This window comes from Coprococcus sp. RTP21204st1_G4_RTP21204_210225, assembly GCF_040915385.1.
In the GTDB taxonomy this organism is placed as follows: Bacteria; Bacillota; Clostridia; order Lachnospirales; family Lachnospiraceae; genus Allocoprococcus; species Allocoprococcus comes.
Genome location: NZ_JBCPDP010000004.1, coordinates 72,104 through 92,823 on the forward strand (window position 1 = coordinate 72,104; position 20,720 = coordinate 92,823).

16 protein-coding genes and 1 other annotated feature are annotated in these 20,720 nt (G+C 43.3%); of the genes, 15 read left to right on the forward strand and 1 reads right to left on the reverse strand.

Annotation, left to right across the window (positions count from 1 at the left end; genetic code table 11):
- The first annotated feature begins 79 nt into the window (after positions 1-79).
- From malQ to AB5213_RS05000, 15 genes are all read left to right on the forward strand, one after another.
- Positions 80-1,624, forward strand: coding sequence for a 4-alpha-glucanotransferase (malQ, locus tag AB5213_RS04930; protein ID WP_177999156.1), 1,545 nt, complete (start codon positions 80-82; stop codon positions 1,622-1,624).
- Position 1,625: 1 nt separating this feature from the next.
- Positions 1,626-2,672: a LacI family DNA-binding transcriptional regulator gene (locus AB5213_RS04935; protein WP_022220358.1), complete on the forward strand. Its 1,047-nt coding sequence runs from the start codon at positions 1,626-1,628 to the stop codon at positions 2,670-2,672.
- Positions 2,657-4,915: a glycogen/starch/alpha-glucan phosphorylase gene (locus tag AB5213_RS04940; RefSeq protein WP_055155652.1), complete on the forward strand. Its 2,259-nt coding sequence runs from the start codon at positions 2,657-2,659 to the stop codon at positions 4,913-4,915. Before AB5213_RS04935 ends, AB5213_RS04940 begins: the two co-directional genes overlap by 16 nt.
- 232 nt (positions 4,916-5,147) lie before the next feature.
- Entirely contained in the window at positions 5,148-6,464 is a 1,317-nt protein-coding gene (locus tag AB5213_RS04945) for a Na+/H+ antiporter NhaC family protein (RefSeq protein ID WP_242856248.1), read from the forward strand.
- A gap of 142 nt (positions 6,465-6,606) precedes the next feature.
- Positions 6,607-7,692 (forward strand): 3-isopropylmalate dehydrogenase, encoded by a 1,086-nt coding sequence (leuB, locus tag AB5213_RS04950; RefSeq protein WP_055297292.1) that lies wholly within the window; start codon positions 6,607-6,609, stop codon positions 7,690-7,692.
- Between the two features lie 103 nt (positions 7,693-7,795).
- Positions 7,796-9,466, forward strand: coding sequence for a dihydroxy-acid dehydratase (gene ilvD, locus AB5213_RS04955; protein ID WP_008374941.1), 1,671 nt, complete (start codon positions 7,796-7,798; stop codon positions 9,464-9,466).
- A gap of 28 nt (positions 9,467-9,494) precedes the next feature.
- Entirely contained in the window at positions 9,495-11,186 is a 1,692-nt protein-coding gene (ilvB, locus tag AB5213_RS04960) for a biosynthetic-type acetolactate synthase large subunit (protein ID WP_022220361.1), read from the forward strand.
- A 47-nt stretch (positions 11,187-11,233) separates the two neighbouring features.
- Positions 11,234-12,316, forward strand: coding sequence for a 3-phosphoserine/phosphohydroxythreonine transaminase (gene serC / locus AB5213_RS04965; RefSeq protein WP_022220362.1), 1,083 nt, complete (start codon positions 11,234-11,236; stop codon positions 12,314-12,316).
- 1 nt (position 12,317) lies between these two features.
- Positions 12,318-13,478: a phosphoglycerate dehydrogenase gene (locus AB5213_RS04970; protein ID WP_368276391.1), complete on the forward strand. Its 1,161-nt coding sequence runs from the start codon at positions 12,318-12,320 to the stop codon at positions 13,476-13,478.
- A 221-nt stretch (positions 13,479-13,699) separates the two neighbouring features.
- Positions 13,700-14,725 carry a type I glyceraldehyde-3-phosphate dehydrogenase gene (gene gap, locus AB5213_RS04975; protein WP_349095867.1) on the forward strand — a complete coding sequence of 342 codons (1,026 nt, stop codon included), beginning with the start codon at positions 13,700-13,702 and terminating at the stop codon, positions 14,723-14,725.
- Between the two features lie 278 nt (positions 14,726-15,003).
- On the forward strand, positions 15,004-15,873 hold the full coding sequence (locus AB5213_RS04980) for a shikimate dehydrogenase (protein WP_055155649.1): 870 nt from the start codon (positions 15,004-15,006) through the stop codon (positions 15,871-15,873).
- A 78-nt stretch (positions 15,874-15,951) separates the two neighbouring features.
- Positions 15,952-16,222 (forward strand) — a binding site (T-box leader).
- A 102-nt stretch (positions 16,223-16,324) separates the two neighbouring features.
- Entirely contained in the window at positions 16,325-17,338 is a 1,014-nt protein-coding gene (gene aroF / locus AB5213_RS04985) for a 3-deoxy-7-phosphoheptulonate synthase (protein ID WP_008374949.1), read from the forward strand.
- A 28-nt stretch (positions 17,339-17,366) separates the two neighbouring features.
- On the forward strand, positions 17,367-18,425 hold the full coding sequence (aroB, locus tag AB5213_RS04990; protein ID WP_368276392.1) for a 3-dehydroquinate synthase: 1,059 nt from the start codon (positions 17,367-17,369) through the stop codon (positions 18,423-18,425).
- 136 nt (positions 18,426-18,561) lie between these two features.
- Positions 18,562-18,819 carry a toxin HicA gene (locus tag AB5213_RS04995; protein ID WP_055155647.1) on the forward strand — a complete coding sequence of 86 codons (258 nt, stop codon included), beginning with the start codon at positions 18,562-18,564 and terminating at the stop codon, positions 18,817-18,819.
- Positions 18,803-19,165 (forward strand): type II toxin-antitoxin system HicB family antitoxin, encoded by a 363-nt coding sequence (locus AB5213_RS05000; RefSeq protein WP_368276393.1) that lies wholly within the window; start codon positions 18,803-18,805, stop codon positions 19,163-19,165. Before AB5213_RS04995 ends, AB5213_RS05000 begins: the two co-directional genes overlap by 17 nt.
- 259 nt (positions 19,166-19,424) lie before the next feature.
- On the opposite strand, the gene AB5213_RS05005 is transcribed toward AB5213_RS05000, so the two are convergent.
- The gene (locus AB5213_RS05005; RefSeq protein ID WP_008374954.1) at positions 19,425-20,597 is read right to left on the reverse strand and encodes a ribose-phosphate pyrophosphokinase; all 1,173 of its coding nucleotides are present in this window, start codon (positions 20,595-20,597) and stop codon (positions 19,425-19,427) included.
- Positions 20,598-20,720 lie beyond the last annotated feature (123 nt).

Consider the following 20,720-nt stretch of genomic DNA (forward strand, 5'->3'; position numbering starts at 1 on the left):
CTTTTATAATACAATTATTGGAAACGTTACCGATACCGATACCGAAACCGTTGCTGTAGAAAGATATGAGGTGCATATTATGAGAACAAGCGGTATATTACTGCCGGTGGCAAGTCTGCCATCAAAATATGGAATAGGTGCTTTTTCGAAAGAAGCATACAAGTTTGTAGATACACTTGAGAAGGCAGGTCAGAGTTACTGGCAGATCCTTCCGCTAGGTCCGACAGGGTATGGAGATTCGCCGTATCAGTCTTTCTCAACTTTTGCAGGAAATCCGTATTTTATAGACCTGGAAAAGCTGATAAAAAAGGGCTGGATTACAAAAGATGAATGTAAGGCATATGACTTTGGTGATAATGCGGGATATGTGGATTATGAAAAGATTTATAACTGCAGGTATGAGATCTTAAGAAAAGCATATGAAAGAAGCCAGATCGCAGATGATGCAGATTTTCAGAAATTCTGTAAGGAGAATAAAGAATGGCTGGATGATTATGCGCTTTATACGGAGATCAAAGCCGCGAATGATGGGAAGAGCTGGAGTGAATGGGAAGATGAATATCGTCTGAGAGATGAGCTGGCGCTGGAAAAATTCGCCAAAGAGAATCGGGAAGGCATCCTGTTCCAGAAGTTTATGCAGTATGAATTTGCAACACAGTGGGGTGCACTGAAAGCATATGCGAATGAAAAAGGGATTGAGATCATTGGTGATATCCCGATTTATGTAGCGTTCGACAGCGCAGACAGTTGGTCGCATCCGGAACTGTTCCAGTTTGATGAGAACGGACTTCCGACTGGTGTTGCAGGGTGCCCGCCAGATGCATTTAGTGCAACCGGACAGCTTTGGGGCAATCCGCTTTATAAGTGGGAATATCATAAAAAGACAGGATATGCATGGTGGATGAAGAGAATCCGTCATTGTGTTGAACTTTATGACGTGATCCGAATTGATCATTTCCGTGGATTTGATGAATATTATTCCATTCCATACGGAGATCAGACAGCGGAATTCGGACATTGGGAAAAAGGACCGGGAATGGATATTTTCCGGACGGTAAAAGAGACTCTGGGTGATGTGAAAATTATTGCAGAGGATCTTGGATTCCTGACAGACAGTGTGATCCGGATGGTGGAAGAGTCCGGATATCCGGGAATGAAAGTTCTGGAGTTTGCATTTGATTCCAGAGAGCCTAGCAACTATCTGCCACATAATTATGATAAGAACTGCGTAGTATACACGGGAACCCATGACAATGAAACACTGGCAGGATGGTACAGAGAATTAAAAAAAGAAGATAAGAAGTTCGCACTTCGCTATATGGGAAGAAAGAAACTCAGTGTCAATGAAGCAGTATGGGAAATCATCCGTCTTGCGCAGTCGAGCGTGGCGGATACCTGTATCATTCCGATTCAGGATTATCTCTGTCTCGGTAATGAAGCGAGGATCAATCATCCGTCAACCCTTGGCGGTAATTGGATCTGGAGACTTCATAGGGATGAGATCTCAAAAAAACTTGTGAAAAAGATCCGCAGGATGACAGAACTTTATTGCAGGATCCCGGAGAAGACAGAGATGCTCCTTAAGGCTGAAGATGCGGAGGACTTAGGAGAAGAAAAGAAATAAAATGGGAATGACGATTAAAGATATTGCGAAGAAGTGCGGGGTCGGAGTCAGCACCGTGTCCCGTGCGCTGAACAATCATCCGGATATCAATCCTGAGACCAAAAAGATGATTTTAAAGACGGTTGAAGAATCAAATTTTGTGCCGAATAACAGTGCGAGGAATCTGAAACGGACCGATTCGAAATCCATTGCGATTCTGGTAAAGGAGATTGATAATCCATTTTTCGCGACGATGATGCGGGTAATGGAAAAAAAGATCCGCAGACAGAAATATTCCTTTTTTATCCAGCATATGGGAAAGGATCAGGATGAGGTCGATACCGCACTGGAGCTGATCAAAGAAAAAAAGCTCAGAGGGATTATTTTCCTGGGTGGGGATTTCAGGAAGAACAAAGAGCGGATTGCAAAGATAAAGGTTCCGTTTGTTGTAAGTACGGCAGCATTTGATAAACTGCCGGAGAAATGTATCGCATCCTATGTATCAATTGACGACCGTGCGGAAAGCCGTAAGATCGTAGATTATCTGTGCGAGACCGGACATAAAAAGATTGCAATCCTTGCCTCGGATAAGAAAGATGAGAACATCGGAAAACTCAGACTGGAAGGTTACAGGGAAGCACTAAAGGCACATGGTCTGGAAGCGGATGAGGAAAGAATCTGTTATCTGGATGAAGAAGATACCACTTATTCGATGGAAAACGGATATCGGATGATGAAAAAACTGTTGAAAAAAGAAACAGAATTTACCGCAGTATTTGCAATTTCCGATCTGATGGTGATTGGTGCATGCAAGGCGCTTTTGGAAGAGGGAAAAAGGATTCCGGAAGATGTGGCGGTTGCAGGATTTGACGGACTTGACTATACCGGATTTTATCAGCCGGCGATCACTACGATGGCGCAGCCGGTCGAAGAGATCGCGAGACAGTCTGTCGGGATTCTGTTTGACATGATAGAAACAAAGAAAAGCCAGGAAGGGAAATATCTTCCGGCAACACTGAAAGAAAGAGAATCAACTACAGGAGGTAGAAGAACATGGAAGCAAGACTGACAGAGATTTTACAGGAGAAATTCCAGACAGGACTTGAACAGGCAACGAATGAACAGGTATATTATGCGCTGCTTACACTGACAAAGGAACGGATCAAAGAAGGCCCGAAGAACGAAGGAAAGAGAAAACTCTATTATATTTCCGCAGAATTCCTGATCGGAAAGCTTTTATCCAACAACCTGATCAACCTTGGAATTTATGATGAGACAGCAGAGGTGCTGAAAAAGCACGGGAAAAATCTTGCAGAGATCGAAGAAGTTGAACCGGAACCGTCTCTTGGAAATGGTGGACTTGGACGATTGGCAGCCTGCTTCCTGGATTCCATTGCAACACTCGGACTTCCGGGAGACGGAATCGGACTGAACTATCATATGGGTCTGTTCAAACAGGTATTTACCGACCACAAACAGGATGAACAGAAGAATCCGTGGATTGAAAAAGACAGCTGGCTCAATGATACCGGTATTTCATTTGAAGTCCCGTTCAAGGATTTCAGTCTTCGTTCCCATCTGTATGATATTGATGTAACCGGATACGAAGGCGGAAGCAACAAACTTCATCTTTTTGATGTAGAGACGGTAAATGATGCAATCGTTGGAAACGGAATCAATTTTGATAAGAACGATATCCGTGAGAACCTGACGCTGTTCCTCTATCCGGATGACAGCGACAAGGCAGGAAATCTGCTCCGTATTTATCAGCAGTATTTTATGGTTTCCAATGCAGCACAGTATATCATCCGCGAGTGTGAAGAAAAGGGATATGATCTCAGAAAGCTTCATGAGCATGTGGCGATCCAGATCAATGATACACATCCTTCTATGGTTATTCCGGAGCTGATCCGTCTTCTTGTTCAGAAACAGATCGACTTCAATGAGGCGATTGAGATCGTACAGAAGACCTGCGCATATACCAATCACACCATCCTCGCAGAAGCACTGGAAAAATGGCCGGTTGATTATCTGGAGCAGGTTGCACCGCAGATCGTTCCGATCATCCGAGATCTGGATGCAAGAATTAAGGGAAGATATAAAGATCCGAGAGTCCATATTATCGATGATCAGAATCGTGTACACATGGCTCATATGGACATCCATTATGGATACAGTGTCAACGGAGTTGCTTATCTTCATACAGAGATCCTGAAAAATGAAGAGCTGAAACCGTTCTACGACATTTACCCACAGAAATTCAACAACAAGACTAATGGTATTACGTTCAGAAGATGGCTGCTGCACTGCAACCATGAACTGACTGCATGGCTGGATGAGAAGATCGGACCGGATTACCGAAAAGATGCAACAAAGCTTGAAAAACTGCTTGACTATGTAAATGATGAGGAAACTTTAAAGAGCCTTCTTGTAGTAAAACAGAAAAAGAAAGAGGATCTGGCAGCTTACTTAAAAGAAACACAGGGACTGGAAATCAATCCAAATTCAATTTTTGATATTCAGGTAAAACGTCTGCATGAATACAAGCGTCAGCAGATGAATGCATTATATGTGATCTATAAATATCTGGAGATCAAGAGCGGAAAGAAACCGGAGACTCCGATCACGGTAATCTTTGGAGCCAAGGCTGCACCGGCTTATATTATTGCAAAGGATATCATTCATCTGATCCTCTGCCTGCAGGAGCTGATTGATAACGATCCGGAAGTTGCACCGTATCTGAAAGTGGTTATGGTAGAAAACTACAACGTGACACTGGCAGAAAAGCTGATCCCGTCCTGTGATATTTCTGAACAGATTTCTCTTGCATCCAAAGAAGCAAGTGGAACAGGTAACATGAAATTCATGCTGAACGGGGCTGTGACAATGGGAACAGAAGATGGAGCCAACGTAGAAATCCATCAGTTTGTAGGGGATGAAAATATCTACATCTTCGGAGAATCCAGTGAACAGGTTATCGAGCATTACCGCAAGATGGATTATAATGCAGTTGATTACTATATCAATGATGAAGAGATCCGCAGACTGGTAGACTTTATCATCAGCCCGGAACTTCTCCGTATCGGAGATAAATACCTGCTTCTTGAACTGCATGCAGAACTGATCCGTAAAGACTGGTTCATGACACTTCTTGATGTGAAAGATTATATCCAGAAGAAAGAACAGGCTTACGCAGATTATGAAGACCGCATGGCATGGGCAAAGAAGATGGTTGTGAATATCGCAAAAGCAGGATATTTCTCATCTGACAGAACCATTGCTGAATACAACAGAGACATCTGGCATCTGTAAAATGTATATGTAAAAAACAGAAGTCTGTCCTGAAAAAACAGAGACAGACTTCTGTTTTTTGTGCAAAAGTGTATTTTTATACGGTTTCTGCAGGAACTTTCTGTATTTCCCTTATTGCGGGAAAAGAGAAGGATATGCTATGATAAGGAGAAATATTGCTGTTTGTTTTCCGGATATGGAAAAGTTTTTGGGAAGATCCGGGAAGCAATAGAAGCAGATGAGAGGTGAATATATGGAAAAAAGAAGAAAAAGTGCATCACTTTTGCCGGTCGGTGTATTTCTGGTATTTTATCTGGGACTGGGTATTTTATTTGAATACATAATGAAAATTCCAATGGGGTTTTATAATGTACCGATCGTAGTGGCGTTTCTGGCGGCACTCCTGGTCGCGTGTCTGCAGAACAGAAAGGTTGGCTTTGATGAGAAGCTGGAGATCATGGGACGGGGAATCGGAGATAAGAATATTATCACAATGCTGCTGATTTTCCTGACGGCGGGAACTTTTGTGGGAGTGGTTGGAAGAAGCAGTGCAGAGAGTGTGGCGTATTTTATGCTATCGATCATCCCGGCACGGTTTGCGGTTGCCGTTCTGTTTGTGGTTGCATGTTTTGTTTCAACAGCAATGGGAACTTCGGTTGGGACGATCACCCTTCTGACTCCGATTGCGGCGGCAGTTTCGCAGTCGTCCGGTTTTTCCCTGGCACTTTGCGTGGCATCGGTGATGGGAGGCTCCATGTTCGGGGACAATCTTTCTTTCATATCAGATACAACAATTGCTGCCTGCAACGGGCAGGGATGTGAGATGAAAGATAAATTCCGGGAAAATTTCTGGATCGCACTTCCGGCGGCGATCGTATCGTTGGTTCTGATCCTGATCAGCTCTTTCCGGGCAGAGATCGGAACGGCAGTTACGCACGAATACAATCTGACGCAGATCATTCCGTATGTGCTGGTGCTGGTCGGCGGGATCGCAGGGTTCAACGTCTTTCTGGTACTTTTGACAGGAATTGTGTCCGGTGCGGTGATCATGCTTGCAATGGGGCAGGTAACACCGTATGAAATGCTTGCTGCCATGGGCTCAGGTGTATCCGGGATGTTTGAAACCTGTATGGTGGCGGTGCTGGTTGCTGCAATGTGTGCGCTGATCCGGGAAAATGGTGGCTTTGATGTATTGCTGGATGTGATCCACCGTGTCTTTAAGGGATCGAAAAGTGGTCAGCTGGGTGTTGGTATTTTGGTAGCGCTCCTGGATGTGGCAACAGCGAACAATACCGTAGCAATTGTGATGGCTAATCCAATTGCAAAGGAAATGGCAGACGATTATCAGATCACACCGAGAAAGACAGCCTCCCTTCTGGATACTTTTTCCTGTATTTCACAGGGGGTGATCCCGTATGGTGCGCAGATGCTTGTGGCAATTTCGGCAGTGCATGAGCTCGGCGGTGAGATTTCTGCATTTCAGATCATTCCGAAGCTTTTTTATCCGGGAATGCTGTTTGTCAGTTCGCTGATCTTTATCTTTGTGATTCCACAGAAAACAGGAAAATAAAACAGAGTTCACTCTGGATTTTTATACTTTTACAGATTAAAGGGTTGAAACCTGACGAAAAATACGGTATTATAGTGTTTAACAGATTTTTGGAACAAAAAATGGTACAAAAATCACAGATACATAGAAGGGAATGACAAAGATGAGCCTGAAAATCGGAGTAATTAAAGGTGACGGAATCGGTCCGGAGATTGTAACGGAAGCGATGAAGGTTCTTGATAAAGCAGGAGAGGTATACGGATTTGACTGTTCTTATGAACAGCTGCTTCTTGGGGGCGCATCCATTGATGTACATGGAGTCCCGCTTACAGATGAGACGGTAGCAAAAGCAAAAGCATGTGATGCCGTACTGATGGGATCCATTGGAGGAGATGCAAAGACTTCCCCGTGGTATAAGCTGGAACCGTCAAAGAGACCGGAGGCCGGTCTTCTGAAGATCAGAAAAGAACTGAACCTGTTTGCAAATCTGCGTCCGGCAGTTTTGTATAATGAACTGAAGGGTGCATGCCCTCTGAAAGAAGAGATTACAGAAGGCGGATTTGATCTGATGATCATGCGTGAACTGACAGGCGGTCTTTATTTTGGAGAGAGGAAGACAGAAGAAGTGGATGGTGTGATGACTGCATTCGATTCACTTACCTATAATGAGGATGAGATCCGCAGGATTGCGATCCGCGCGTTTGACATTGCAATGAAGAGAAGAAAGAAAGTGACAAGCGTCGATAAGGCGAATGTACTGGATTCTTCAAGACTCTGGAGAAAAGTAGTAGAAGAAGTTGCGAAAGATTATCCGGAAGTTACACTGGAGCATATGCTGGTTGACAACTGTGCAATGCAGCTTGTAAGAGATCCGAAGCAGTTTGATGTCATTCTTACAGAGAATATGTTCGGAGACATCCTTTCTGATGAAGCAAGCATGGTAACCGGTTCGATCGGAATGCTGGCAAGTGCAAGTCTGAATGAAACCAGGTTCGGACTGTATGAACCAAGTGGCGGTTCGGCACCGGATATAGCAGGACAGGGAATTGCAAACCCGATAGCAACAATTCTTTCAGCAGCAATGATGCTTCGTTTCAGCCTGGATCAGGATAAAGCAGCAGATGCGATTGAAGCAGCAGTTTCCCAGGTGTTAAAAGATGGATACAGAACCGGGGATATTATGTCAGACGGATGTACAAAGGTTGGAACAGCCCGGATGGGAGATCTGATCTGCGAAAGAATTCGATAGTCAAGGATTGGGAAAGATACAGTTCCGTACTGCTATGGGGAAAGAAAAGCAGGACGGAACTGTAATAGAATAGAGCCAAAAGTTACAGGAGGATTATAAAATCATGAGAAGTGATAATGTAAAAACAGGTATGCAGCAGGCGCCGCACAGATCATTGTTCAATGCGCTTGGTCTTACAAAAGAAGAACTGGAGAGACCGCTTGTCGGAATCGTATGTTCTTATAACGAAATCGTTCCGGGACATATGAACCTGGATAAAATTGCAAATGCAGTAAAGATGGGAGTTGCCATGGCAGGTGGAACACCGATCATGTTCCCGGCGATCGCAGTCTGTGACGGTATTGCAATGGGACACATCGGTATGAAGTATTCTCTGGTAACGAGAGATCTGATCGCAGATTCGACAGAAGCAATGGCAATGGCGCATCAGTTTGACGCCCTTGTTATGATCCCGAACTGTGATAAAAATGTACCTGGGCTTTTGATGGCAGCAGCCCGTATTAATGTACCTACAGTGTTCGTCAGTGGCGGACCAATGCTTGCGGGACATGTAAAAGGACAGAAGAGAAGTCTTTCCAGCATGTTCGAGGCAGTTGGATCCTACGCAGCAGGAACAATGGACGAATGTGATGTATGTGAATTTGAAAATAAAGTATGTCCTACCTGCGGATCATGCTCCGGAATGTATACAGCCAACAGTATGAACTGTCTGACAGAAGTACTTGGTATGGGGCTTCAGGGAAATGGAACAATTCCGGCTGTATATTCAGAAAGAATCCGTCTTGCAAAACATGCAGGTATGCAGGTAATGGAAATGTACAGAAGAAATATCCGTCCGAGAGACATTATGACAAAAGAAGCCATCTTAAATGCCCTTACTGTTGATATGGCACTTGGATGCTCAACCAACAGTATGCTTCACCTTCCGGCGATTGCACATGAGATCGGTATGGATTTTGAGATTGATTTTGCAAATGGAATCAGCGAAAAGACTCCGAACCTCTGTCACCTTGCACCGGCAGGTCCGACATATATGGAAGACTTGAATGAAGCGGGTGGTGTATATGCTGTTATGAACGAGCTGAATAAGAAAGGTCTTCTTTACACAGACTGCATGACAGTAACCGGAAAGACAGTTGGAGAAAATATCGCAGGATGCGAAAACAAAAATCCGGAAGTAATCCGTCCGATCGACAATCCATACAGCCAGACGGGTGGACTTGCAGTCCTCAAAGGTAATATCGCACCGGATGGCAGTGTTGTAAAACGTTCTGCAGTTGTACCGGAAATGCTGGTACATGAAGGACCTGCAAGAGTATTTGAATGTGAAGATGATGCGATCAAGGCAATTAAAGGCGGAGATATCCATCCGGGAGATGTTGTAGTTATCCGTTACGTCGGACCAAAGGGTGGTCCTGGTATGCCGGAAATGCTGAATCCGACTTCTGCAATCGCAGGTATGGGACTTGGTTCATCGGTAGCACTTATTACAGACGGACGTTTCAGCGGTGCATCCCGTGGAGCTTCTATCGGACACGTATCACCGGAAGCGGCAGTCGGCGGTCCGGTAGCACTGATCGAGGAAGGCGATATCATCGAGATCGATATCCCGAACCTGAAATTAAATGCAAGAATTTCAGATGAAGAACTTGCAAGAAGAAAAGAAAAATGGCAGCCAAGAGAACCGGAAGTTACAACAGGATATCTTGCAAGATATGCAGCAATGGTAACTTCAGGAAACCGTGGAGCAGTTCTGGAAGTTCCACACAAATAAAATAAAATCTGGACAAGGGGAATGTACAATGCAGTTAAATGGTGCAGAAATACTGATAGAGTGTTTAAAAGAGCAGGGCGTGGATACCGTATTCGGATATCCGGGCGGCGCAATTTTAAATGTATATGATGAATTATATAAGCATAGTAATGAAATCAGACATATCCTTACATCGCATGAGCAGGGAGCTTCTCATGCGGCAGACGGATATGCGCGTGCCACTGGTAAGGTTGGGGTGTGTTTTGCAACCAGTGGACCTGGAGCAACAAATCTCGTAACAGGAATCGCGACCGCATTTATGGATTCTATTCCGATCGTTGCGATCACCTGTAATGTAGGGGTACCGCTTCTTGGAAAAGACAGCTTCCAGGAAATTGACATTACCGGTATTACGATGCCGATCACAAAGTATAATTTTATTGTGAAGAATGTCAATGATCTTGCAAAGACGATTCGCAAGGCGTTTGAGATCGCACAGTCCGGAAGACCGGGACCGGTGCTGATCGATATCCCAAAAGATGTGACAGGCAATAAAGCAGAGTATGAGCCTGTCAAAATCCAGCCAATCGTAAAATACAAAAAAGAAATCTGCATGGAAGATATTGACAAGGCAGTAGAGATGATCGAAGAAGCAAAGCGTCCGTTTGTATTCGTCGGAGGCGGAGCTATATTATCTGATGCAAGTGAAGAACTCCGTGCATTCGTAGACAAGGTACAGTGTCCGGTATGTGATTCCCTGATGGGAAAAGGTGCATTTCCGGGAACTGATGAACTTTATACAGGAATGCTTGGTATGCATGGTACCAAGACATCGAACTTTGGAGTCAGTGAAAGCGATCTTCTGATCGTAGTCGGTGCAAGATTCTCCGACCGTGTCACAGGTAATCCAAATAAATTTGCAAGTAATGCAAAAATTCTCCAGTTTGATATTGATGTGGCAGAGATGAACAAAAATGTCATTATCGATGAAGGTGTGGTTGGAGATATCAAAGAAGTGCTTGCGGCAGTTAATGAAAAACTGCCACAGCAGGAACACACCGAATGGATCAAAAAGATCCAGGAATATAAAGCAAAATACCCGCTTGCCTATCATCCGGAAAGTCTGACCGGTCCGTATGTGATCGAAGAGATTTACAAACAGACAGAAGGTGATGCGATCATCGTCACAGAAGTTGGACAACATCAGATGTGGGCAGCGCAGTATTATAAATTCACAAAACCGAGAACACTGCTTACGTCAGGTGGTCTTGGAACCATGGGATACGGTCTTGGAGCCGCAATCGGAGCCAAGATGGGCAGACCGGAGAAGACGGTAGTCAATATCGCCGGAGACGGATGCTTCCGTATGAATATGAATGAAGTTGCAACAGCGGCGCGTTATAACATTCCAATTATCCAGGTTGTAGTGAACAACCATGTGCTTGGTATGGTAAGACAGTGGCAGAATCTGTTTTACGGACAGCGCTATTCAGCAACTGTTCTGAATGATGCAGTAGATTTTGTGAAACTCGCAGAAGCGATGGGGGCGAAAGCGGTAAGAGCTACGACCAGAGAAGAATTCGCAGATGCATTTAAGTTTGCTTTAAATGCAGGCGGTCCGGTGGTGATTGACTGCCAGATCGACAGCGATGACAAGGTATGGCCGATGGTTGCTCCGGGTGCTCCGATCAGTGAAGCTTTTGACGAGAAGGATCTGCAGGAAAAACAGCAGACAAACTAAAAAACATATGCAGCGACAGATACGCAGAGCAGGAATGGAGGAGTAATATGAAACGAGTTTACAATTTTTCAGCAGGACCGGCAGTACTGCCGGAAGAAGTTTTACGAGAAGCAGCAGATGAGATGCTGGATTACAAAGGATGTGGAATGTCCGTTATGGAGATGAGTCATCGCTCGAAAGCTTTTGCTGAAATCATTGAAACCGCTGAACAGGATCTTCGTGATTTGATGGGAATCCCGGATAATTACAAAGTACTGTTCCTTCAGGGTGGCGCAAGCCAGCAGTTTGCAATGATTCCAATGAATCTGATGAAGAACAAAGTAGCGGATTATATTGTTACCGGGCAGTGGGCTAAAAAAGCAGCTGCCGAGGCATCCAAATATGGAAAGGTGAATAAGATCGCATCGTCCGAGGATAAAACCTTTTCGTACATTCCTGACTGTTCGGATCTGCCGGTTGATGAAGATGCAGATTATGTATATATCTGCGAAAATAATACAATTTACGGAACCAAATTTAAGGAACTTCCGAACACGAAAGGCAAGACACTGGTAGCGGATGTATCATCCTGCTTCCTGTCTGAGCCTGTAGATGTGACAAAATATGGTCTCATCTATGGCGGAGTCCAGAAGAATATCGGACCAGCGGGTGTTGTTATCGCGATCATCCGTGAAGATCTGATTACAGAGGATGTACTTCCTGGAACACCGACCATGCTTACATACAAGACACATGCAGACGCAGGTTCTCTTTACAATACACCGCCGGCATACGGAATCTATATCTGCGGTAAGGTATTTAAATGGCTCAAAAAGATGGGCGGACTGGAAGTTATGAAAGAACGCAACGAAAAGAAAGCCAAACTGCTCTATGACTACCTGGATCAGAGCAAACTGTTCAAAGGTACGGTAGAAAAGAAAGACCGTTCTCTTATGAATGTACCATTTGTGACAGGCAGTGACGAGCTGGATGCCAAATTTGTAAAAGAGGCAAAAGAAGCAGGTCTTGAGAACCTGAAAGGACACCGTACTGTTGGGGGTATGCGTGCAAGTATTTATAACGCAATGCCATACGAAGGTGTGGAAGCCCTGGTTGCATTTATGAAGAAGTTTGAGGAGGAGAATCTGTAATATGTATAAATATTTTTGCTTAAACCCGATTTCTCCTGTTGGACTGGAGAAATTCAGTGATGACTATGTGCCTGCCGGTGAGATGGCAGGAGCAGATGCGGCACTTGTAAGAAGTGCCGGAATGCATGAACTGGAATTTGATAAAGATTTAAAAGCGATTGCCCGTGCCGGAGCCGGTGTAAATAATATTCCACTGGACAAATGTGCGGAGCAGGGAATCGTTGTATTTAATACGCCAGGGGCAAATGCCAATGGTGTAAAAGAGTTGGTGATCGCCGGTATGCTGCTTGCATCCAGAGATATCCTTGGCGGTATCAACTGGGTACAGGAGAACGAAGAGGATGGCAATATTGCCAAAGATGCAGAAAAAGCGAAAAAAGCATTTGCAGGCTGTGAGATCCAGGGAAAGAAGCTTGGTGTGATCGGTCTTGGTGCAATCGGTGTCCTGGTTGCGAATGCGGCTACGCATCTTGGGATGGAAGTGTATGGTTATGATCCATATGTTTCTGTAGATTCTGCATGGAGACTTTCAAGAAGTATCCATCACACTAAGAATGTAGATGAGATCTACAAGGAGTGTGATTATATCACAATCCATGTACCGGCACTGGAAGATACAAAGGGTATGATCAATAAGAATGCCATCAGTCTGATGAAAGAGGGCGTTGTGATCCTGAACTTTGCAAGAGATGTACTGGTGAACAGTGAAGACATTGTGGATGCACTTGTTGGTGGAAAAGTCGGACGCTATGTAACTGACTTTCCGACACCGGAGATCGCAGGAGTGAAGCATGCGATTGTCATTCCGCATCTGGGAGCGTCAACTGCTGAATCAGAAGACAATTGTGCAAAGATGGCAGTAGAAGAGCTGAAGGATTTCCTGGAAAATGGAAATATCCGTAATTCTGTCAACTTCCCGGCATGCGATATGGGTGTAAGGGATAAGACAAGAATTACGATCCTGCACAGGAATATTCCGAACATGATCGGTCAATTTACTGCGCTTCTGGCAAAGGATAATGTCAATATCGATGATATGACGAATAAGAGCCGTGGCAGCTATGCATATACGATGATCGATGTGGATAATGATGTGGCAGAAGACGTGGTAAAAGGTCTGGAAATGATCGAGGGTGTTCTGAAAGTCAGAGTAATTGCATAAAAAGTGACAGAGGGTGCGTTTGGAAAAGCGCATCCTTTTTTGTTAAAAAAATAGGAATCCTGTTAAAAAAATAAGAATCCTGTTAAATGATTAATTACTGCCATTTCGGTAGCATTTCAAAAAAAAGTGTGTTACACTCGCAATAGATTGTGGCGGACTGTTATTGCAAGGAAAGAAGATACAAAGAGTATCAATATGTCATATACAGGGAGGTATTTAATATGGCAATAACAATCGGCATAAACGGATTTGGACGTATTGGAAGAGTTGCATTCCGCATTGCCATCAATCAGCCGGAAAAATTTAAAATTTGTGGGATCAATGTGAGAAACGCAGATCTGGATTATATGATTTATATGATCCGTTACGATTCGATCTTTGGACGTTTCCAGGGAAGTCTGGAAAAATATGAGGATGGAATTGTTGTAAATGGCGAGAAGATCCGAGTGTATTCAGAAAATGATGCTGCTGACATTCCGTGGGGAGAGTGTGGAGCAGAATACATTATAGATGCGACAGGTGCTTACTGTACGACAGAAAAAGCAATGGCACATATCCGGGGTGGAGCAAAGAAAGTGATCATCTCTGCACCGGCTAAAGATCAGGACACACCGACATTTGTAATGGGCGTGAATCATGAACTTTATCAGTCATCTATGCAGGTCGTTTCAAATGCATCTTGCACAACAAACTGTCTTGCACCGATCTGTAAGGTTTTGGAGGATAATTATGGAATAGAGTATGGTCTGATGTCTACCATCCATTCAGCTACAGCAAAACAGAAGGTAGTTGACTGCCGTTCGCTGAAAGACTGGCGTACAGGTCGTGCTGTATTCGGAAATCTGATCCCATCTTCAACAGGAGCTGCAAAAGCAATCTCACTTGTTATTCCGGCGTTAAAGGACCGCATGAATGGAATTTCTTATCGTGTACCGACTTCAGATGTATCCATTGTGGATCTGAATGTCGCGTTGAAGACAGAAACCACTTATGAAGATATCTGTAAGAAAATGAAGAAAGCTTCCGAAACAACTCTTAAGGAGATTCTGGATTATGTGGATGATGAAGTTGTTTCTTCCGATTTTATCGGAGATAATCACGCATCCTCTTTTGATGCAAGGGAAGGAATCCAGGTAAACGGTCATTTTTTCAAACTGATCAGTTTTTATGATAATGAATGGGGATATACCAGTCAGATCTTCCGCCTGATTTCGCATATGTACCAGGTGGACCATGGTGTAAAATAAAACAGATTGTAAATGAAAAAGTAAAACGTATATCAGCAGTAACAGTCAGAAGCCATGAAAGAAAGAGTATCACGTGAACAAGAAGAAACGTGATACTCTTTTTGCTACATAGGAACATTCATTCTTATTTGGTATTTAAAATTTTTCAAAATGTTTTTTCAAAGGCAGAAAATATCGTCTTTTTTATAACGATACTTGCGTATTTTGAAAAATATGGTATGATAAAGGACAAAAGTAGCACTTTACAGTGTGAAAATGTAACGCAGGAGGAAGAGATAATGGCATACGAGATTACAGGACATACAGTCCTTACCGGATTACTGGGGAGTCCGGTAGCACACAGCATTTCCCCAATGATGCATAACGAGGCATTTCGCCAGCTGGAGCTGGATTACGCATATTTGGCATTTGATGTTGGAACAGATAACTTAAAGACAGCAGTAGATGGTCTGAAAGTCATGGGAGTCAGAGGATTCAACCTGACTATGCCTGACAAGAATCTGATGTGCTCACTGGTTGATAAACTTTCACCGGCATCTGAGATCGGTGGGGCGGTCAACACTGTTGTAAATGATAACGGTGTCCTGACAGGTTATACGACAGACGGAATTGGATTCATGCGTGCAGTCAGTGAGACAGGCGTTGATATCATTGGCAAGAAAATGACACTTCTTGGAGCGGGTGGAGCCGCAGCAGCGATTCTGATCCAGGCAGCACTTGACAAAGTAGCAGAGATTTCGGTATTCAACATCCGTGATGAATTCTTCACACGTGCGGAGAAGACAATCGAGAAACTTCATGAGAAGACAGACTGCAAGATCAACCTCTATGACTTTTCTGACCCGGAAGTCCTCAAAAAGGAGATCGCAGAAAGTGCAATTCTGGTAAACGGAACTTCCATCGGTATGGCACCGAAGACAGACAGATGTATCATCACAGATGACAGTGTGTTCAGAAAAGATCTGTTTGTATTTGATGTAATCTACAATCCGGAAGAGACGTTATTCCTGAAGAAAGCAAAAGCAGCAGGATGCCAGACACTGAACGGTCTGAATATGCTGTTATATCAGGGTGCTGCATCATTTGAACTCTGGACAGGAAAAGAAATGCCGGTTGATATTATCAAAGAAAAATATTTCTCGCGTTAATATGCTGAAAATGATTGACAAAGCCTATTGATTCGTGTAACATAAACTATAGATTTTGAAAATTACATATTCTACTATCAAAATACAATGAAAAGAAGTAGTAAATATAATAAGACGTCACAGAGAGTCCTTTATCGGTGGAAGAAGGATACCGAAGATTATATTGAATTCCTCTTGGAGTAGGATACTGAATGCATTCTTTTGAAGAATTGTTAATAGGTATTTCCGGTAGCAGCCGTTATCTGCAAGGGTATAACCGTTATGAACGACGTACCTGACGAGGCAGTTGTCGTGAGACAATTGTAAAATGAGGTGGAACCACGAAGTATATAATACTCTCGTCCTCTGTTTTTACAGAAGACGGGGGTTTTTTGTTTCATAGGAAATTCCGAAGGAACTTCTAAAAGACATATTCGATGATTAGTAGAGAGAAGAGAAAGGGAAAAAGATTATGATTATCGTATTAAAACCAAGAACAAGTGATGAAAACGTAAAACGAGTTGAGAATATGGTCCGTGCAAAGGGACTGGAAGTACATACTGTAAAAGGTGAGGATCTTACAATTATCGGCTGTATCGGCGATACGGTCCGTGTGGATCCAAAGCTTTTCGAAGTAGACTCTTCTGTTGAGAAAGTTATGCATGTACAGGAACCTTATAAACTTGTAAACCGTGCATTCCATCCGGACGATACCATCGTAGATGTATCTGGTGTCAAAGTTGGCGGCGGACATCTGGCACTGATCGCCGGACCTTGTTCTGTGGAGTCAGAAGAGCAGGTGATCGAGATCGCAAAGGCTGTTAAGGCATCCGGTGCAAATATGCTCCGTGGTGGTGCATTCAAGCCGAGAACAAGCCCATATTCATTCCAGGGACTGGGCCTTGAAGGTCTGGAAATCTTATGTGCAGCAAGAGAAGAGACAGGGCTTCCGATCGTAACAGAGCTGATGTCACCGGAATATCTGGAAATCTTCGATGAAAAGGTAGACCTGATCCAGATCGGTGCACGTAACATGCAGAACTATGACCTGTTAAAACAGCTCGGACAGACAAAGAGACCGATCCTTTTGAAGAGAGGACTTAATGCAACTTACGAAGAATGGATGATGTCAGCAGAATACATTATGGCATCTGGAAATCCAAATGTTATCCTCTGCGAAAGAGGAATCCGTACCTTCGAGACTTATACCAGAAATACACTGGATCTTCAGTCTATTCCGGTAGTAAGAAAACTCAGCCATCTTCCGGTAGTTGTAGACCCGAGCCACGCAGGAGGAAAATGGTGGCTGGTTGATCCGATGGCAAAAGCATCAGTTGCAGCAGGAGCGGACGGGTTGATCATCGAAGTACATAACAGTCCGGAAACGGCACTTTGTGACGGAGCACAGTCGCTGAAACCGGAAAAATATGATACACTGTTAAAAGAGATTACCGGAATCGCAAAAGCAGTCGGTAAAGAAATGTAAAAAACAGCAGCCTGGGAGGAACAAAACGATGAAAATGACGGTAGATTTAAAGGAACACAGCTATCCGATCTATATTGAAAGAGGAATTCTGAAAGAAGCGGCAGAAAGAATAGCGGAAGTATATCAGGGATCAAAGATCATGATCATTTCCGATGACAGAGTTTATTCTTATTACGGAGAAGCGCTTAAAAAAAATCTTTCTGAAAAATATGAGTGTGCGGAAACCGTGATTCCACATGGAGAACCGTCAAAAGCATTCGAAACCCTTCCGGGGGTATACAGTTCTCTTCTGGAAGCAAAGATTTCCAGAACAGACCTGATCGTTGCACTTGGCGGTGGAGTGGTAGGAGACCTTGCCGGATTTGTGGCAGCGACCTTTCTTAGAGGAATCAAGTTCGTACAGATTCCAACTTCCATTCTTGCACAGGTAGATTCTTCTGTTGGTGGAAAAGTTGCAGTCGATCTTCCACAGGGTAAGAACCTGGTAGGTGCTTTTTATCAGCCGAAGATGGTACTGATCGATCCGGATGTGCTGGAAACCTTGCCGGAGCGTTACGTGACGGATGGCATGGGGGAGGTTATCAAATACGGATGCATCAAAGACCGCAAGCTTTTTGATCTTCTGGAAAAATGCGGATGCTATGAGAATCTGAAAGAGCATTTAACTGATGTGATCGCAACCTGTGTCGATATCAAACGTCGCGTTGTGGAAGAAGACGAGTTTGATATCGGAGAGAGGATTCTCCTGAACTTCGGACATACCCTTGCCCACACCATTGAGCAGCACTTCCACTATGAAAGAGAAAGCCACGGTGAAGCCGTAGCCATCGGAATGTACCAGATCACAAAGATTGCTGAAGAGAAAGGACTCACCAAAAAAGGCGAAGCCGAGCACATCCGGAAAGTCCTGGAAGCTTATAAACTTCCGGTAAAAGCCGATGTCCCACTCCCACAGCTTACCGAAGCAATCAAGCTGGATAAAAAAACACTGAATAATAAATTAAAAGTCGTCCTTCTCCATGAAATCGGAGATTCCTATACATACCCGACCGGACAGGAATTCTTTGATGGGGATAGGACAGTATAAGTAAATACGATAAATAAGAATGCCGTAAAACCATGAAAGATATTGGTTTTACGGCATTTTAGTTAATTTCTGCGCATATGCCATAATAGCTTGACACCATATATGACACCATTCATAATAAAAGGAGAGATAAATAATGTCAAAATGGGATAAACTGATAATGCAGATATGTAATTTATCAAAAGACATCCGGTTTGATGAACTGCGGAAAGTGTTGGAAAGCTATGGTGATGAAATGAATTCGCCCAAGGGAGGAAGCAGTCATTATACATTCAGAAAGTGTGGCTGTATGCCAGTTACAATACCAAAGCATGAACCGATCAAAAAAGTATATGTAGAAATGGTAAGACAGATAGTAGAAAGTGAGACGAGGAAAGATGAAAACGCTGAATGAATATATGAAAATGCCTTATCGAATGGAAATTGTAGAGGATGAAGAGGAAGGTGGATTTGTAGTTTCATATCCAGATTTGCCAGGGTGTATTACCTGTGGCGAGACAATAGAAAGTGCAGTACAAAATGCATTAGATGCAAAAAGAACTTGGATTGAAGCAGCATTAGAAGAAAGAATTGAGATATATGAACCAGACAGCTTGGAAAATTATTCTGGACAGTTCAAATTAAGGATTCCAAGAAGTCTTCATAGATCTCTAGCAGAACACTCTAAAAAAGAAGGAATTAGTATGAATCAATACTGTATATATCTTCTTACAAAAAATGATGCAGTATTTTCAAAATAATATGATATAAAAAAGAGCTTCTTGTTTGTCAGAAAAGTAAAAATATACTAACAAACAGCCGCAAGAGAACCATAAAACAGGACAGATTCCATTTTTGTGCAATGGAGATGAGACTCAAAAATCGTGGAAGCCATTGCTGAACACGATTTTCGCTTTCAGAGGCTCATCGGAATGGTTTGCACAAAGGAAGCTGTCCTGTTTTATGGTTCTTTTGCGGCGTCTGTTCGCTAATATATCCTTACTATCCCGCCAACAAAATTTATCTCATATTTCTCTTCGCAAGCAAATCATGAATCTTATCCGTCGGATTCATAACCGCACTAATAGATGTAGAATGATTCATCGAATCAATGATCAGTGCAAGGAACTTACTCATATCTGCTTCAATGAAATACGGTTTATCATGAAGCTGAGGAGGCAGATAGGTCAGATTGGTTGTGATCAGTCTGTCCAGATAGCCCTTTTCATAATATTCATCGAACTTGTCAAGACCTTCTGTGAAGAGACCAAAAGTAGTACATACAAATACACGCTCAGCACCGCGGTCTTTTAACTGCCTGGTAACATCCAGCATACTTTCACCGGAAGAAATCATGTCATCGATGATGATAACGGTCTTTCCATGTACATCGTCACCTAAGAATTCATGTGCAACGATCGGATTTTTACCATTTACGATGGTAGAATAATCACGGCGTTTGTAGAACATACCCATATCAACACCGAGTACGTTGGAGAAGTATACGGCTCTTTGCATTGCACCTTCATCCGGGCTGATGATCATCAGATGGTCTTTGTCTGCTTTCAGATCCGGTTCTGCTTTAAACAGAGCTTTGATGAACTGATACAGAGGGTTGAAGCTGTCGAAACCATTGAGTGGGATCGCATTCTGTACACGCGGATCATGTGCGTCAAATGTAAGAATGTTAGATACACCCATTGCGGTTAATTCTTCCAGAGCCATTGCACAGTCCAGAGATTCGCGTTTGGTTCTCTTGTGCTGGCGGCTTTCGTAAAGGAATGGCATAATTACATTTACACGGTGTGCCTTTCCTGTAGAAGCGGAGATGATACGCTTCAGATCCTGATAGTGATCATCCGGTGACATATGATTGATATGTCCGTTTACTGTGTATGTCAGGCTGTAGTTGCAGACATCCACCATAATAAAGAGATCTTTTCCGCGGATACTTTCGCCAAACATTCCCTTTGCTTCCCCCGAACCAAAACGTGGGCAACTGTTCTTTGCAAGATAAGAATCTGCTTCATAAGATGAATAGATTGCAGGATCCAGAAAATCATGCAGAGAATTTTTGCGGAACGATACGATGTACTGATCCACTTTTTCTGCCAGATCCTTGCAGCTTTCCAGGGCAGCAATTTTAAGTGGTGCTGTTGGAAGAGCTTTTTCCATAAGTTCGATATTTGTCATGAGTGCCTCCTTATAATAAGCGTTTTAAGTGCTTTTTATCTAATCTTACTTATCTTTTATACCATTATTTAAAAGCAATGACAAGAAAGAGGCGTTAAAAAATTGCATTTTTTGAAGAAATCT